The organism is Clostridium sp. HMP27, from assembly GCF_000765165.1.
GTDB lineage: Bacteria > Bacillota > Clostridia > Clostridiales > Clostridiaceae > Clostridium_AK.
Genome location: NZ_JMFY01000014.1, coordinates 116038 through 132894, shown reverse-complemented (window position 1 = coordinate 132894; position 16857 = coordinate 116038). Strand labels below are relative to the sequence as shown.

General features: G+C 31.3%; 15 protein-coding genes. 2 read left to right on the top strand and 13 right to left on the bottom strand.

The genetic code is table 11. The features are described from left to right. The first annotated feature begins 130 nt into the window (after positions 1–130). Positions 131–2113, top strand: a complete 1983-nt coding sequence (locus tag DP68_RS06620) for an FAD-dependent oxidoreductase (RefSeq protein ID WP_035307684.1) — start codon at positions 131–133, stop codon at positions 2111–2113. Between the two features lie 230 nt (positions 2114–2343). Here DP68_RS06620 and DP68_RS06615 read toward each other — a convergent pair whose 3' ends face one another. After that, entirely contained in the window at positions 2344–2997 is a 654-nt protein-coding gene (locus DP68_RS06615; protein WP_052085673.1) for an aspartate/glutamate racemase family protein, read from the bottom strand. Between the two features lie 418 nt (positions 2998–3415). Next, complete coding sequence (gene purB, locus DP68_RS06610) at positions 3416–4846, bottom strand: adenylosuccinate lyase (RefSeq protein WP_035307681.1); 1431 nt, start codon at positions 4844–4846, stop codon at positions 3416–3418. Positions 4847–5025: 179 nt separating this feature from the next. Between purB and DP68_RS06605 the strand changes: the two genes are divergently transcribed. After that, a complete protein-coding gene (locus tag DP68_RS06605; protein WP_035307680.1) occupies positions 5026–5244 on the top strand; it encodes a DUF378 domain-containing protein in 219 nt (72 codons plus the stop codon). 32 nt (positions 5245–5276) lie between these two features. Here the strand turns inward: DP68_RS06605 and DP68_RS06600 are convergent, their stop codons facing one another. The 11 genes from DP68_RS06600 to DP68_RS06550 form a co-directional block, all read right to left on the bottom strand. Continuing rightward, positions 5277–5534, bottom strand: coding sequence for an HPr family phosphocarrier protein (locus DP68_RS06600; RefSeq protein ID WP_035307678.1), 258 nt, complete (start codon positions 5532–5534; stop codon positions 5277–5279). Positions 5535–5616: 82 nt separating this feature from the next. After that, on the bottom strand, positions 5617–6810 hold the full coding sequence (locus DP68_RS06595; RefSeq protein ID WP_035307676.1) for a pyridoxal phosphate-dependent aminotransferase: 1194 nt from the start codon (positions 6808–6810) through the stop codon (positions 5617–5619). Positions 6811–6943: 133 nt separating this feature from the next. Further along, positions 6944–7204 (bottom strand): stage V sporulation protein S, encoded by a 261-nt coding sequence (locus DP68_RS06590; protein ID WP_035307675.1) that lies wholly within the window; start codon positions 7202–7204, stop codon positions 6944–6946. A gap of 125 nt (positions 7205–7329) precedes the next feature. Next, positions 7330–8871 carry a ribonuclease Y gene (rny, locus tag DP68_RS06585; RefSeq protein ID WP_035307673.1) on the bottom strand — a complete coding sequence of 514 codons (1542 nt, stop codon included), beginning with the start codon at positions 8869–8871 and terminating at the stop codon, positions 7330–7332. A gap of 191 nt (positions 8872–9062) precedes the next feature. Beyond that, positions 9063–10109 carry a recombinase RecA gene (gene recA / locus DP68_RS06580; RefSeq protein ID WP_035307672.1) on the bottom strand — a complete coding sequence of 349 codons (1047 nt, stop codon included), beginning with the start codon at positions 10107–10109 and terminating at the stop codon, positions 9063–9065. Positions 10110–10307: 198 nt separating this feature from the next. Then, a complete protein-coding gene (gene pgsA, locus DP68_RS06575; protein ID WP_035307671.1) occupies positions 10308–10889 on the bottom strand; it encodes a CDP-diacylglycerol--glycerol-3-phosphate 3-phosphatidyltransferase in 582 nt (193 codons plus the stop codon). After that, positions 10873–12213 carry a 30S ribosomal protein S12 methylthiotransferase RimO gene (rimO, locus tag DP68_RS06570; protein WP_035307670.1) on the bottom strand — a complete coding sequence of 447 codons (1341 nt, stop codon included), beginning with the start codon at positions 12211–12213 and terminating at the stop codon, positions 10873–10875. The genes pgsA and rimO overlap by 17 nt, the downstream gene beginning before the upstream one ends. A 10-nt stretch (positions 12214–12223) precedes the next feature. Further along, complete coding sequence (locus DP68_RS06565; RefSeq protein WP_035307668.1) at positions 12224–14476, bottom strand: DNA translocase FtsK; 2253 nt, start codon at positions 14474–14476, stop codon at positions 12224–12226. Between the two features lie 84 nt (positions 14477–14560). Beyond that, the gene (locus DP68_RS06560; protein WP_035307666.1) at positions 14561–15256 is read right to left on the bottom strand and encodes an ATP-dependent Clp protease proteolytic subunit; all 696 of its coding nucleotides are present in this window, start codon (positions 15254–15256) and stop codon (positions 14561–14563) included. 59 nt (positions 15257–15315) lie between these two features. Next, on the bottom strand, positions 15316–16524 hold the full coding sequence (gene dapG, locus DP68_RS06555; RefSeq protein WP_035307664.1) for an aspartate kinase: 1209 nt from the start codon (positions 16522–16524) through the stop codon (positions 15316–15318). Between the two features lie 14 nt (positions 16525–16538). Beyond that, positions 16539–16814 (bottom strand): YlmC/YmxH family sporulation protein, encoded by a 276-nt coding sequence (locus DP68_RS06550; RefSeq protein ID WP_035307662.1) that lies wholly within the window; start codon positions 16812–16814, stop codon positions 16539–16541. Positions 16815–16857 lie beyond the last annotated feature (43 nt).

Below are 16857 nucleotides of genomic sequence, written 5' to 3'. Positions count from 1 at the left end.
AGATATCTATTCTATTTGAAGAAAGGTATTTTACGATGTTTATATTTGATTAGTGAAAGTAATATTGTTATGATTTTAACATAATCAATTCATAGAATCGATTCAATTAAAATTTTAAGGAGGAATTTTCATGAATAAATATCAAAAACTTTTTGAGCCTATTACAATTGGTAAGCTAAAAGTAAAAAATAGAATTTCCATGGCTCCAATGGGATTGGTTTTCTATGCTGATCCAAATGGCGGATTTAATGAAAATGCCCAAAACTACTATATAGAACGTGCTAAAGGCGGTACGGGTTTAATTATTACAGGTATCTGCAACATAGATTATAACGAAATGACGGATTTGATAATGCCATGTCCAACTTACAGGCCAGCTTTATTTGGACAATCTGTTGGATCCATGATTGAAAGAATTCATACCTATGATTCTAAAATAATTATGCAGCTCACTGGTGGTTTGGGACGTTCCGCAATTCCAGGACTGGTAAAGACACATATCGCTCCTTCGGTTAATGAAAATCGCTTTGAACCAAAGATCATTCATCGTGAAATGACAATTGATGAAATCCATACTTTGATTAATAATTTTATAAAATCTGCAGCAATTGCAAAAAAGAGTGGTTTTGATGGAGTTGAAATTCATGCAGTACATGAAGGTTACTTGCTTGATCAATTTGCTATCAGTTTTTACAATAAACGCACTGATGAATACGGCGGAGATTTAAGAGCAAGATTAAAAGTTGCAACTGATATTGTAAAAGGCATCAAACAAGTCTGTGGTAAAGATTTTCCAGTATCTTTACGTTTCAGCGTCAAATCTTTTATCAAGGCTCTTCGTCAAGGTATTCTTCCAGGAGAAGAATGCGAAGAACAAGGAAAGGATTTAGAAGAAGGCTTGGCTGCTGCTAAGATTTTAGCTGAAGCTGGTTATGATATGTTTAATGTTGATGCAGGAACCTATGATTCCTGGTATTGGAATCATCCACCAATGTATTTTGAAAAAGGAATGTACCGTGAATTCGGACGAGCTATGAAAAAAGCTGTTGATGTTCCCATCATTCTTGCAGGTCGAATGGATGACCCTGATATTGCATTAGATGCATTGAATGGATGTTGCGATATCGTTTCTTATGGACGTCCATTACTTGCTGATCCTTACCTTCCAGAAAAAATTCGTACCGGTAATTTTGAAGATATTCGTCCTTGCCTTTCCTGTCATGATGGATGTATGGGAAGAATCGCCACAGGCTCACCTTTATCCTGCGCAGTAAATCCTGCTTGTGGAAGAGAGAAAAGTTATGGCTTGAGCAAAACGGATGCACTGAAAAAAGTGTTGATAATTGGTGGTGGTTTAGCTGGTATGGAATGTGCACGTGTCTGCAGCATTCGTGGCCATAAAGTAACCTTAGTTGAAAAATGTTGTCAATTGGGTGGCAATATTATTCCAGGTAGTGTTCCAAATTTCAAAGTAGACGATAGATCACTTATCAAATGGTATGAAACTCAGCTAGAAAAGCTTAATATCAACGTTGTTATGAATACTTCAGTTGACAAAACATATGTAGATGAATTTGATGCAGATATAATAGTAGTTGCAACTGGTGCTCATCCAATCAACATTGATTTTGGAAGTGAAAATAACGTATATACCGCAAGTGATGTGCTAATGGATGTATCCAAAGCAGGCAAAGAAGTAGTGGTTGTTGGCGGTGGACTAGTAGGCTGTGAAACAGCTTTATGGCTAGCACAAATGGGCAAAAAAGTAAGTATTGTTGAAATGCAAAGTGACATTCTTGGTGGGCCTCACGGAATGCCGATGATGAATTACTCTATGTTAGTGGAACTACTAGCATTCCATAATGTAGATGTATATAAAAATACTAAAGTTGAAAAAGTAACCAAGAGTGTAGTTATTATTACCAATACAGAAGGACAAAAAGAAATCCCTGCGGATACTGTTATAACCTCTGTGGGCTATAGTCAAAACAATGCGTTATACAACAGTCTAAACGATAGTGATAAAGTCCTCTATAACATTGGTGATTCTAGAGAGGTACACAATATCATGAATGCTATTTGGAATGGTTATGAAGTAGGTAGGGGTATTTAATTTATAAACTTAAAGATCATAAGTATATAATAGAATGTACTCTATTATTAAGAATAATTTTAAAAAGACTATTAATGATTAAGAAGATGATTCCTGTGTTGAATGGGAGTCATCTTCTTTAATCCCTATCAATCAAGAAATAAAATAAGGGGTCCTCTATCTATATTACTATATTTTGAATATGCATAAGGTTAATTTAATAATATACCCCTTCATTTTAATCCATAACATCAAACGTTACATATCATATCATATATTAATTCTGCAGGATCAAGAATAGGAATAGATGCATATTTTTTCAACTCACTATGCAGATAAGGAAAATGAGTACATCCAAGAAGAACTACATCTGCATTTATAGAGTTAAAAAACTCCATTACATTTCTAAGTGCAAACTTTTCAACTATTTTTTCAGCAGATACACCCTTTTCTATTTCCATAACTACAGGAAGTATTCCTATTCCAATAACATTACAATCAGAGTTTACGCTTTGTACAATCTTTTCAATACCTGCAGAACTTTGATTATTAGCTGTAAGCACTCCAATACTTTTATATTCAGAAGCAATATTTTTGTAAACAGTAAGTGGAGTAATTATTCTTATGTTTTCTTCTATAGATAACTTGTCCATATCGACTGCTGCACTTAAAGAATTACAATATATAATTATTGTATCAATACCTTCATGCTTTATTTTACTTATTATTTCTCTAATAATATTAGTAAGTTCAATTGGAGATAATATTTGAAGTTTAGACTGTTCTTCCGAACATAAAGATACAGGATATCCTAGTGCATTAATCCCTTTTGAATTTAAAAATTCCACTCCCATTTGAGTGTCTACAGGAGTTCCTGCAATTACTCCAACCTTTATACTATTCAAAGATATCACTCCTTCATAAACTTATTTAAGATATTTTATTTTTACTTCATTTGAATATCTTCATTAATTATATTCTTTATAATGTTGTAATATGTTTACTCTCATAGCTTCGTATTGCTTGAATTTTTAAGTTATAAGAAGTATATTTCTAAATTTTATGTTTTTATTGTATATCTATTTTTTTTAGTTTACTATTAACTTTATTTACATAATATTTATTATGTCTTATTATTTCTGCAAATATCGTTTATTATTATATTTGATTGCTAAAAATTATTATATAATATTTTGGGTTTACATTTGAACTTCATTTACATAATATTTATTATGACTACTCAACTCTGCCAATGATCTATTTTATGAAAAAATAAATAGGTTCTCATTAAAGAGAACCTAAAAAACTTGATTATTTTGTTATTTAAACTTGTATATCAGCTTGTAATCCTAATAACTTTTCATTATCTTTTAATATTGGTTTAACTACTTCTTCAACAAAGTCTATTACCTGAGAAGGCGCCCTTCCAACAAACTTATTAGGATCTACTGAGCTTAATATTTCTTCCTTAGTCAAATTAAAAAACGAATCATTTGCTATTCTGTCTAAAAGATCGTTGTTTAATCCTTCAGATTTTACTCTATGCGCAGCTTCCATAGAATGTGTTCTTATTTTTTCATGTAATTCTTGTCTGTCTCCACCTTTTTTCACACATTCCATTATTATATTTTCAGTTGCCATAAATGGTAGTTCATCATTAACATGTTTAGCTATAACTTTTTCATATACCACCATGTTGCTGCTTACATTTAAGTATAAGTTAAGCACTCCATCTAAAGCTAAAAATGCTTCTGGAACAGATATTCTTTTATTTGCAGAATCATCTAAAGTTCTTTCGAACCACTGAGTAGATGCAGTAATAGCAGGATTTAGAGCATCTACTATTATATATCTTGCAAGTGCCCCTATTCTTTCACATCTCATTGGATTTCTCTTATATGCCATTGCTGAAGATCCTATTTGATTTTTTTCAAATGGTTCTTCTACTTCTTTCATACTTTGAAGAAGTCTTATATCATTACTAAATTTATAAGCACTTTGGGCAACTTCTGACAAAGTGTTTAATACTATTGAATCCAATTTCCTTGGATAAGTTTGACCTGTAACTTTAAAAGCATCCTCAAATCCCATTTTCTCTGAAACCATCTTATCCAATGCTTTTACCTTATCTTCATTTTCATTAAATAACTCCATAAAACTTGCTTGAGTTCCTGTAGTACCTTTAACTCCTCTAAATCTCATCTTTTCAAGCACAAATTCTATGTTCTCCAAATCTAAAACCAAATCTTGAATCCATAAAGTTGCTCTTTTTCCTACTGTTGTTAACTGAGCAGGCTGAAGGTGAGTAAATCCTAATGTAGGCACATCTTTATATTTAACAGCAAACTTAGATAACTCATTAATTACATTTATTATTTTATTTTTTACTACTTTTAATGCTTCTTTCATTATGATTATATCAGTGTTATCACCAACATAGCAGCTGGTAGCCCCTAAATGTATAATCCCCTTTGCTGCAGGACATTGTACTCCATAGGCATATACATGACTCATAACATCGTGTCTTACTTCCTTTTCTCTTTTTTCAGCAACCTCATAATTTATATTATCAATATTTTTCTTTAATTCTTCTACTTGCTCATCGGTGATATTTAATCCTAGCTCCTTCTCGCTTTCTGCTAAAGCAACCCATAATTTTCTCCAAGTTTTAAATTTCATTTCATCTGAAAACAAATAACTCATTTCTTTAGATGAATATCTAGAGTTTAAGGGTGTATTATATGTATTTCTCATCTGTTAACCTCCGAATATAAAAAGTTATTTTTCGCTCTTTATTCATATTATAACATAATATTTATCCTTTTAACACTATATAGTTCGTATTTATTAATATAAAAATATGTTCTATTAAATAGTTCCTAATAATATAATCTATTAGGAACAAAAATTATATTTATTATAAGGAGGCAATTATGTACAAGTTTAATCTTTTTGACAAAATTGCATTTATATTAGTTATTATCGGCGCTCTTAATTGGGGACTATTAGGATTATTAAACTTTAACTTAGTTAGTGCAATCTTTGGAGAACCTGCAAACCTTTTATCTAGAATACTCTATATAATTGTTGGAGCCGCAGGCGTGTATCTAATATTATTACTAGTAAAAATAAAAAAATACTCAAGAACATAAATAAAAGGCGTAAAAACGCCTTTTATTATTTATTATTCCATTGTTTCTATTAATTTACTCACTTCTTCTACAGCTAAAGTTTCATCGTCACCAGATGCAGAAACAGTAATGTTTGCACCACTGGTAACAGCCAAAGAAAGTACTCCTATTAAACTTTTAACATTAGCTTTCTTGCCATTAAATTCAATGTACACATCAGATTTAAATGATGATGCCTTTTTTACGAGTAGTGTAGCTGGTCTAGCATGAAGTCCTGTAGAACTTTTTACAATTATATCTCTTGTTATCATTAGTATCACCTCTATATAAATTATAACCAATTCATACGCCAATTTCTACTTAGTATTCCATTAATTTAATAATTTATAAGTTTTATATACATATTTTTATAAAGTTTTCTATTCTATTCAATCCTTCTTGTATATTTTCCATAGATGTTGCATAAGAAATTCGTATAAAGCCGTCTATTCCAAACGCTTCTCCTGGAACAGCCGCCACCTTTCCTTTTTCTAAAAGCTTGCTGCAAAAATCTAAAGAACTTTCTATAGTTTCTTCTTCAATAGCTTTTCCTATGACTTTTGATATATCTATAAATACATAAAAAGCACCTTTAGGCTCAATACAACTTATATTGTCAATGCCATTTATTCTCGTAACTATATAGTCTCTTCTATTTTTGAATTCTTGCTTCATAACTTGTATAAACTCTTGAGTTCCTGCAAGCGCTTCTAATGACGCATATTGAGCTATAGAATTAGGATTAGATGTAGTATGGCTTTGTATATTTGACATAAGTTTTACTATTTCTTCACTTGCTGCTGCATATCCTATTCTCCATCCGGTCATAGAATATGTCTTAGAAACTCCGTTGATAACTATAGTTCTTTTATAAGCATCCTCACTTAGAGAAGCTATGCTCACATGTTCGTCGTCACCATATATAAGTTTTTCATATATTTCATCAGAAATTATAATCAAATCATGCTCTTTTGCAAATTCAGCTAATTTAATTAACTCTTCCTTTGTATAAATACTTCCTGTTGGATTATTAGGACTGTTAATTATTATAGCTTTTGTTTTATGTGTTATATATTGTTTTAATGATTCGATATCATACTTATAACTATTTTCCCTACTTGTTTTTACAAATACAGGTACTCCATCAGAAAGTTTTATAAGCTCAGGATAACTTACCCAATAAGGTGTAGCTATTAGCACTTCATCTCCAGGATTTAAGATTGCAAAAAATGCATTTGATAAGCATTGTTTAGCTCCTGTTGATATTATTATTTGAGAAGATTTATAATTTAAGTTATTATCATTTTTAAACTTATTTATTATAGCTTCCTTTAGCTCAATAATTCCTGATGCTGGAGTATATTTGGTATATCCCTTTTCCATAGCCTCTATGGACGCATTTCTAATATTAGCTGGAGTATTGAAATCTGGTTCCCCTGCACCAAATCCTATTATATCTATACCTTGAGATTTTAATTCCTTAGCCTTAGCTGTTATAGCCAAAGTTATTGATGGTTCTATATTACTTGCTTTTTTTGATAAAATCATTTGAGCACCCCCACTATTTATATAATATATATAATATATAAAATTTCAACCAATTGCAATTTTATTTTATTAAAATTCTCAAAAAAACAATAAAGGGATTAAATTTAATCCCTTTACATAATAAATATATTAACTATCTTGGTTGAATTATAAGCTTAATTGCTGTTCTTTCTTCACCATCAATTTCTATATCAGTAAAAGCTGGTATACATACTAAATCTATTCCGCTTGGTGCTACAAATCCTCTGGCAATAGCTACAGATTTAATAGCTTGATTTAACGCTCCAGCTCCAATAGCCTGTATTTCTGCCCCTCCCTTTTCTCTTAAAACCCCTGCTAATGCTCCTGCAACTTTATTTGGACTTGATTTTGCTGAAACTTTTAATACTTCCATAATAAACCTCCTATATATATAACTTTATTTATTATTGCTTTATTTATAATATTCTACATATAATGAAAAAATCCTTTTAATTTTGCAAAATTTCTAGTATTTACAAAATTAAAAGGATCTATTATTTACTTTGCATATTCTATTGCTCGGGTTTCTCTGATAACATTAACTTTAATTTGACCTGGATATTCTAATTCGCCTTCAATTTTCTTGACAATATTTCTTGCCATTTCAACTGATCCGGCATCATCTATTTCTTCTGGTTTAACTATTATTCTCACTTCTCTACCCGCTTGAATGGCATATGACTTTTCTACGCCTTCATATGAATTTGCTATTTCCTCAAGTTTTTCTAACCTTTTGATGTACGCTTCTAAAGTTTCCCTTCTGGCAGCTGGTCTTGCTGCAGAAATAGCATCTGCTGCTTGAACTAATATTCCTTCAAGGGATTGGAACTCTACATCACCATGATGAGCTGCTATGGCATTTACTATTACAGAAGATTCATGACATTTCTTAGCTATTTCCGCACCTATTAACGCATGCGGACCTTCTACTTCATGATCTACAGCTTTACCAATATCATGGAGTAAACCAGCTCTTTTAGCAAGCGTAGGATCCATTCCTAACTCAGATGCCATTAAACCGGCTAAGTAAGATACTTCTATAGAATGCTTTAATACATTTTGACCATAACTAGTTCTGTATTTCAACCTTCCAAGTAATCTTATTAATTCTGAATGAAGACCATGTACCCCAGTTTCAAAAGTAGCCTGTTCGCCTTCTTCTCTAATATTATTTTCCACTTCTTTTTTGGCCTTTTCAACCATTTCTTCTATTCTTGCAGGATGAATTCTGCCATCCATTATAAGCTTTTCAAGGGCTATTCTAGCCACTTCTCGTCTTATAGGATCAAAGCTTGAAAGAATTACAGCTTCTGGAGTATCATCTATAATTAAATCCACTCCGGTAAGAGTTTCCAAGGTACGTATATTTCTACCTTCTCTACCTATTATACGTCCTTTCATCTCATCATTAGGAAGATTCACCACATGTACTGTTGTTTCTGCAACATGATCTGCAGCACATCTTTGAATAGCATATGTTATAATTTCTCTTGCCTTTTTATCGGCTTCTTCTTTAGCTCGCGTTTCAACTTCTTTAATCATCATAGCGGTTTCGTGTTTTATTTCCTTGCTAACTTCTTCAAGCAATATTTCCTTTGCTTGATCTGAAGTTAGACCCGATAGTCTTTCTAACTCTTCTCTTTGCTTAGTGTAAACTTCTTCGATACTTGCTTCTAAGTCAGCTAATTCCTGCTGCTTTTTATTTAAATTTTCTTCTCTTTTTTCAAGCATATCACTTTTCTTATCAAGCAATTCTTCTCTCTGAAGTATTCTTCTTTCTAGACGCTGTATTTCATTACGTCTATCTCTAGATTCTCTTTCAAGATCATTTCTTAGTTTGTGGACTTCTTCCTTTGCCTCAAGAATTGCTTCTTTCTTTTGAGATTCGGCATTTTTTTCGGCCTCACCTATTATTCTCTTGGCTTCTTCCTCAGCATTTGAAATTTTTGCTATGGAAACGTTTTTTCTTATATAAAAATCCACATATATAGCAACGACTGCTATTACAACAGTTATTACTATAGCATAAACTGGATTCACATGAACACCTCCTCTGCTTCTCTTCTCTATCTATTTTTAGTAAATATAAAAGCATAGAAAGGTGTCATAGTATTCAAATGGATGTTTTCGCTAAACCAGATTTTGTATTTATTTTATATTAATTTTGTCATTATGTCAAGTTATATATGTGGAACAGCTAGTTAATTAATCATTATTTTTCTTTTATACTATTATTTATCATTTTTCGACTGTTTATTGTCTTCACTAGCTTTTTTCTCTTCTTGCGCTAAAGGCAGTTCATATTTTTGTCTTATCTTAGTTTCAACTTCCTTAAGTAATTCTGGGTTTTCCTTAAAGAATTGTTTAGCATTTTCTCTTCCTTGGCCAAGTCTTATATCATTATATGAAAACCATGCTCCACTTTTTTGAACTATTTCTTCCTTTACTCCTATATCTAAGACATCACCTGTTCTTGATATTCCTTCATTATACATTATATCAAATTCAGCATTTTTAAATGGAGGAGCTACCTTATTTTTAGTTAGTTTTACTCTCGTTCTATTTCCAACAACCTCATCACCTTGTTTTATGGAATCTATTCTTCTGATATCCATTCTTACACTGGAATAAAACTTTAAAGCTCTACCACCTGTAGTAGTTTCAGGATTTCCGAACATAACTCCTACTTTTTCTCTAAGCTGATTTATAAAGATTGCTACACATTTAGATTTATTAATAGAACCTGCCAATTTTCTTAGGGCTTGAGACATAAGTCTTGCCTGTAATCCTACATGAGAATCTCCCATTTCACCTTCAATTTCTGCTCTTGGAACTAGTGCTGCTACAGAATCCACTACTATTACATCTATGGCATTTGATCTTACTAATGCTTCTGTAATTTCAAGTCCTTGTTCACCTGTATCTGGTTGGGAAACTATTAAATTGTCGATGTCTACTCCTAATTTTTTAGCATAAGATGGATCTAGTGCATGTTCTGCATCCACATAAGCAGCACTTCCTCCAAGCTTTTGAGCTTCAGCTACTATATGAAGTGCTACAGTAGTTTTACCTGAAGATTCTGGTCCATATATTTCTATTATTCTTCCTCTTGGTACCCCGCCTATACCTAATGCTATATCTAATCCTAAACATCCAGTAGAAATAGAATCTAAATTTAATACACTGTGTTCTCCAAGTTTCATTATAGATCCTTTTCCAAATTGTTTTTCTATTTGTCCCATAGCTGCTTCAATTGCTTTTAATTTATCATTATTCATGTTATCCCCTTAAAGGGAGTCACCATCCTTTCATACTTTTCATCATTCGAACATTTGTTCTACACAATTAATTATATAATAAATTTATTACACGGTCAACATAAGAATATAGTTCCTAGAAAATCTAGGAACTATAGCCATTTAATTACCGCAGTAATTATTATATACAAATTTATATTTTCTAATCAATCCTAATCTCTATCTATCAGGTTTTATAGCTTCTTTATTTTTAACAAAATAATCTACCCCAGACACAATAGTTATTATTATAGCAAGTGCCATAGATATTTGAGCAAGTAACTCTAAATAGCTATATGGTATAACAGTAAATACTGACAAAGTACTTAAACTATCTTTGTTTAAGTTAATTAGTGCTGCTATTATAGCTACTATTTGGGTAACTGTCTTAGCTTTCCCCCATCCGCTAGCTGCTATAACTACACCTTCCGCTGCTGCTACACTGCGAAGTCCTGTTACAGCAAATTCCCTTGCTATTATTATCATAGCTGCCCAAGCAGGAAGCACTTGAAACTCTACTAATGATACCAGAGCTGCTGTAACTAAAAGTTTATCTGCTAAAGGATCCATAAACTTTCCAAAACGAGTTATTTGATTTCTACTTCTTGCTATGTAGCCATCTAGCTTATCTGTAAGAGCTGCCAGGATGAAAATAACAGTTGCTATACTTTTTCCATAAGGCATTCCTTTTATTGCCAAAAACACCAGAAATACCGGAACCAAAATCATCCTGATAATAGTTAGTTTATTTGCTAGATTCATAATATACAACTCCCATTAAATCATATTCTAAATTTTGCTCAATTTTAACTTTAACAAAATCGCCTATATTTAATATTTTATCACATTTAAAATAAATTGCACCATCTATTTCGGGAGTCATTTCATAATTTCTTCCAATATAATATTCAGAATCAAAATTTTCTACAACAACTTCGTATATCTTACCTACTTTATTTTTATTTATTTCGTAAGAATTTTCTTGCTGGATAACCATGATTTCCTTTTCTCTTTTTTCTTTTATTTCTTCATCTATTTGATTTTCCATTTCTGCCGCTGGAGTTCCTTCTTCTTGAGAGTATCTAAATACTCCTAGTTTATCAATCTTAGTATCTCTAACAAATTCTTTTAATTCCTCAAAATCGCTTTCACTTTCACCAGGGAACCCTACAATCAATGAAGTTCTTATAGCCATACCTGGTATTTCTTGTCTAAGTCTTTGTATTACATTTACTATTTCTTCTTTTCTTCCTCTTCTTCCCATAAGCTTCAGCACATTGTTACTTATATGCTGCACTGGTATATCTAAATACTTACATACCTTATCATTAACTTTTATTTCATTTATAAGTTCATCTGTTATTTCTTCTGGGTAACAATAAAGTACTCTTATCCATTTTATATCATCTATCTTAGATATTTCTCTTATAAGCTCTGGAAGCATCTTTTTATTATATAGGTCTATCCCATATCTAGTTGTATCTTGTGCAACTAATATTATTTCTTTTACTCCTTGTGCTCCTAAAGATTTAACTTCTTCTAATACACTTTCTATCTTTCTACTTCTATATTTCCCTCTTATACGTGGAATTGCGCAGTAAGTACAGAAATTGCTGCATCCCTCTCCTATTCTTACATATGCATAATGCTTAGAAGTTGTAAGTACTCTTTGACCTTCGTTTATATTTACATCACTATAATTACAATAAACTGACTTTTCATTATTTACTAAGGCCCTATCTATAGCTTCCTCTAGTTTATCATAGTCATTTACTCCAAGTATTACATCAGCTTCAGGTAAAAGTTCTTGCAATTCTTTTCCATATCTTTGAGTTAAACATCCTGTTACAACTATAACCTTACATTTACCTTTACCTTTTTTATATTCACTCATTTCTATAATTGTGTTTATTGATTCTTGCTTAGATGACTCTATAAATCCACAAGTATTTACTAGAATTATATCTGAATCCTTAGGATTATTGGTGATAGTATAGCTTCTACCTAATTTATCTAATACTATCTCACTATCTACCCTATTTTTATCGCACCCTAAGCTTATTATTCCTACCTTTAATTTTTCCATATTTGTCCTCCTACTCCATATTATCTTTATCTACTAGTATTTGCCTTGGCTTACTTCCGTCTCTACCGGAAATAATTCCTCTTTCTTCTAATTGTTCTATTATTCTAGCTGCTCTATTATAACCTATTCTAAGCCTTCTTTGCAAAAGAGATGTTGAAGCTTGACTAGTTTCTATTACTATTCTCATTGCTTCATCTAATAATTCATCCTTATCATCTTCATTTACCTTTGTAACTGTATTTATTTCTTCTATAATACTATTTTCATATTCTACTTCTTCTTGAGCGTTTTTTATAAATTCCACTACCTTTTCTACTTCTTCCTCTGAAATAAATGCACCTTGTATTCTAAGCGGCTTTGCTTCACCTGTAGGATAAAAAAGCATATCACCTTTTCCTAAAAGTTTTTCTGCACCTGCCATATCGAGTATTGTTCTCGAATCTATCTGACTGGAAACTGCAAAAGATATTCTAGATGGTATATTTGCTTTAATAACCCCAGTAATTACATCGACAGAAGGCCTTTGAGTTGCTATCACAAGATGCATACCTGCTGCTCTTGCCATTTGTGCAAGACGTCCTATATAGTCTTCTATATCATTTGGGCACACCATCATTAAGTCAGCTAATTCATCTATTATCATAACTATCAATGGTAACTTTTTATCTATTTTCCCTTTTTCATATAAGTCATTATAGCTTTCTATATTTCTTACATTATTTTCTGCAAATATTTTATATCTTCTTGTCATCTCATTAACTGCCCAATTAAGAGCTCCTGCGGCCTTTTTAGGTTCTGTAACTACAGGTATTAAAAGATGTGGAATCCCATTATATATACTAAGTTCTACCACCTTAGGATCTATCATAAGCAGTTTTACATTTTCAGGTGAATATTTAAAAAGCAAGCTCATTATAAGTGTATTTATACATACGCTTTTACCCGAACCTGTAGCTCCTGCTATAAGTAAATGTGGCATTTTAGCTAAGTCTGTAACTACACAATTTCCACCTATATCTTTTCCAAGTGCAAATGCTAAATTCTTATTAAAATTTTTATACTCATCAGATTCTAACACTTCCCTAAGATAAACAGAAGTTAGTTCTTTATTAGGCACTTCTATGCCTACAGCAGACTTACCTGGTATAGGGGCTTCTATTCTCACTCCTGAAGCTGCTAAACTAAGTGCTATATCATCAGAAAGATTTACTATTTTACTTACCTTTACCCCAGAATTTGGTTGAAGCTCAAATCTTGTAACAGATGGTCCTTTGGTTACTTGTATTACTTTAGCTTCTACTCCAAAACTAGATAAGGTTTCTTCAAGTTTGTTAGCATTATCTATAAGTTCCTTTTTATCTTCCTTATTTAACTTAGAAGCTATATTAGCATTTAAAAGATTTAATTGAGGATAAGAATATTCATAGTCCGCTTGAAAATCATCTTCTCTATTCATTTCATTTTCTAATTGTTTATGTATATCTTCATCCACAGCCTTAGTATTATTTTCACTACTAAATTTAATATTTATTTGCCTTTCTTTTTCCACCAGATTTTTTTCTGGGCTTTCATCTTTATCTCCTTCTATAGTGGAACTTTTAAATAAGTTTATAACTTTTAGTTTATTTTCCTTTTTCTCAACTTCCTCATCGCTATCATAAGCTACTAATTCTTCAGGTTTTTCCTCTATCAATTTCTTTATGTTCTTTTGTTCTCTCTTTTTATTTCTTAATTCCTCTATTACATTATATAAAGATATTTGGCTTACCATTATAAAAGATATAATATATATAGCAATAAATATTACAATACTTCCAAGCTTACCAAACAAATTATATAAAGGTATATCAATTATATGACAAAGTACTCCCCCGTGCATTATAGAATTAGAATAATATAATCTTTGCATACTAGAAATTATTCCGTTTTCTAAAGCAGGTTTATCAATAGATGCCATATGTATCAGCAAAAGAGTATTGGATATAAAAAGGACTATACCATAAAACTTACTATTAAAGTTTATTTTCCCTCTTCTAAGTATTAAACAAATGCCTATGAAAACTATTAAAAACGGGAAAACAAATGCACCCAATCCAAATATAAAAATAAGAACGTTTTTTATAAATCTTCCTATTGCACCAGATTCTCCTGGAGAAAACACACTTATTATCATCAATATTCCAATAGTAATAGAAATTATACCTTTAATTTCTTTATTGTCTTTATTATCTTTAGCTTTTCTTTTAGTTTTTTTTCTTGCCAAATAACTCACCTCCCTGTATTCCTATAACCTATTTTAATTATTATAAAGAAGCTTGTCTATACAAAAATTAACCATAGGAAGATCCTATGGTGTTGATTTCTTTTCATTTATTAATGTTTTAAGCTTATCTATTGCTTCTTTTATTCCCCCAACTTCATCTATGAGGCCTGATTGTACCGCTTCTTTACCAATAAGTATAGTACCCATATCATTTAATAAATTATCTGTTTTAGTTAATAATTCTTGCAGAGTATCTTTTTCTATCTTAGAAGTTCTTACTATGAAATCATTTATTCTTTCCTGCATTTTTTTAAAATATTCAAAAGTTTGAGGCACTCCTATCACCAGGCCATTCATTCTTATAGGATGAATTATCATAGTTGCTGTAGGAGAAATAAATGAATAATCCGAAGATGTCGCAAGCGGAACTCCGATAGAGTGGCCTCCTCCTATTACAAGTGATACTGTAGGTTTACTTAAACTATTTATCATTTCTGAAATAGCAAGCCCAGCCTCTACATCACCACCTACAGTATTTAATACTACAAGTATTCCTTCAACGTTACTGTTCATTTCTATATTAACTAATTGAGGAATAACATGTTCGTATTTAGTAGCTTTACTTTGCGGAGGAACCATGTTATGCCCCTCTATCTGCCCTATAATAGGCAATACGTATATTTTATCATCTTTTACAGGAATATTTGTTACACCTAATTCCCTTATATTCTCTAACTCTTCATTTCTTATATCTTCTCTGTGGTCTTTTTCATTAATCATTTTGTTCCCCTCCTGACACAAATTATTTTGTGCATACGGGGAAAGATTATACTATAAATTTATTTTATTTCTCCTAGTTTAAATCCTCTATGCAGAGCATTTATAGCTTGTTTAGTATATTCACTTTCTACTAAGCACCAAATAGTTGTATGAGAATCGGCTGTTTGTAATATTTTTATATTTTCCTTATTCAAATAGTTTAAAATTTTAGCCATTACTCCTGGAATTCCTCTCATACGACTTCCTATAATAGCAATCTTACTGCAATTTTCTGTATAGGTATATAAAAGATTTAGATTTTTCATTATGTGGTCAAATTTACTTATATCTTTTCCATCTATGGTAAAGACACTTTCCTCTGGAAACACATTAATTAAATCTATACTTATTCCATTCTGTGCTAGTACATTTAAAAGTTCATAGTAGTTTTCATTTTCATTATTTTCTTTTAAGCTAACTCTCACTTGAGTTCTATCACTCATATGAGTAATACCGGTTATAATATTATCTACCTTTAAATCTCCATTGTTATTTATAGTAGTTCCCTTTGAGGTACTTAAAGTATTTTTAATTACCAGAGGAATATTGGATTTCATGGCAACTTCTACTGCCCTAGGATGTATAACCTTAGCTCCTTGATCTGCAAATTGGAATACTTCATTATAACTTATTTCTTTGATTAAAGAGGCATCTGAAACTATTCTAGGATCTGCTGTCATTATACCATCAACATCAGTATAAATCTCTACTTGTTCAGCATTAAGAGCTACTCCAAGTAATGCTGCAGTTACATCACTTCCACCTCTACCTAAAGTCGTAATATATCCCTTTTTACTTATACCTTGGAAACCTGCTACTACAGGAATGTTACCTTCCTTTAAAACCTCTAATATATTTTCAGGATTTACATTTAATACATTGGCATTCCCATAATTATCATCAGTTAAAATGCCAGCCTGTCCTCCTGTTAATGGAATAGCTTTTTCCTTATGATTTAATAAGTCATCTGTCATAACAACAGTACTTATAATTTCACCACAACCCATAAGCAAATCTATACAAAGTTTATTTTCATCCTTTAGCTTATCACTTACTAACGAAAGAAGTGTATCTGTAGCGTAGGGCTCTCCCTTTCTTCCCATAGCTGAAACTACCACTACAGGAAAAAAGCCTTCCTTTTTTGCTTCACATATTTTTTCTATTACCATTTCTCTTCTTTCTTTAGTTGAAACAGATGTTCCCCCAAACTTTTGCACAACTATTTTCATCTACATCCCTCCAATTATACACGTGTCTTTTTTAAGGTTTTTTCATCCACATCTAGTATTATAGTCCTTGAACCTATCTTTTTTACATTTTCCCAAGGTACTTCTATAAATTCACTTTTGCCAAATAAGCTAAATTTGGTTTTAACATCGTTTAAAATAAGCAATTTAAAATTTCCATTTTCATCAATTACTACATCATTATTAGATAAATAGCTATATTTATCCCCATCATTAATATTTATTATTTCGTATCTTTCTATTTGACTATATAGCTTCATATCGTCATCCATACTATAAGCCCTCCTTAATATATTTCATAAAATAATATGAAAT

Bases quoted from the DNA above. Each gene is read 5' to 3' on its own strand.
- DP68_RS06550 (WP_035307662.1), bottom strand. From the start codon at position 16,814: ATGGATGACGATATGAAGCTATATAGTCAAATAGAAAGATACGAAATA.
- DP68_RS06560 (WP_035307666.1), bottom strand. From the start codon at position 15,256: ATGATTAATGAAAAAGACCACAGAGAAGATATAAGAAATGAAGAGTTA.
- DP68_RS06590 (WP_035307675.1), bottom strand. From the start codon at position 7,204: ATGGAAGTATTAAAAGTTTCAGCAAAATCAAGTCCAAATAAAGTTGCA.
- DP68_RS06600 (WP_035307678.1), bottom strand. From the start codon at position 5,534: ATGATAACAAGAGATATAATTGTAAAAAGTTCTACAGGACTTCATGCT.
- DP68_RS06595 (WP_035307676.1), bottom strand. From the start codon at position 6,810: ATGATTTTATCAAAAAAAGCAAGTAATATAGAACCATCAATAACTTTG.
- dapG (WP_035307664.1), bottom strand. From the start codon at position 16,524: ATGAAAATAGTTGTGCAAAAGTTTGGGGGAACATCTGTTTCAACTAAA.
- recA (WP_035307672.1), bottom strand. From the start codon at position 10,109: ATGAATAATGATAAATTAAAAGCAATTGAAGCAGCTATGGGACAAATA.
- purB (WP_035307681.1), bottom strand. From the start codon at position 4,846: ATGAGAAATACATATAATACACCCTTAAACTCTAGATATTCATCTAAA.
- DP68_RS06605 (WP_035307680.1), top strand. From the start codon at position 5,026: ATGTACAAGTTTAATCTTTTTGACAAAATTGCATTTATATTAGTTATT.
- rimO (WP_035307670.1), bottom strand. From the start codon at position 12,213: ATGGAAAAATTAAAGGTAGGAATAATAAGCTTAGGGTGCGATAAAAAT.
- DP68_RS06620 (WP_035307684.1), top strand. From the start codon at position 131: ATGAATAAATATCAAAAACTTTTTGAGCCTATTACAATTGGTAAGCTA.
- pgsA (WP_035307671.1), bottom strand. From the start codon at position 10,889: ATGAATCTAGCAAATAAACTAACTATTATCAGGATGATTTTGGTTCCG.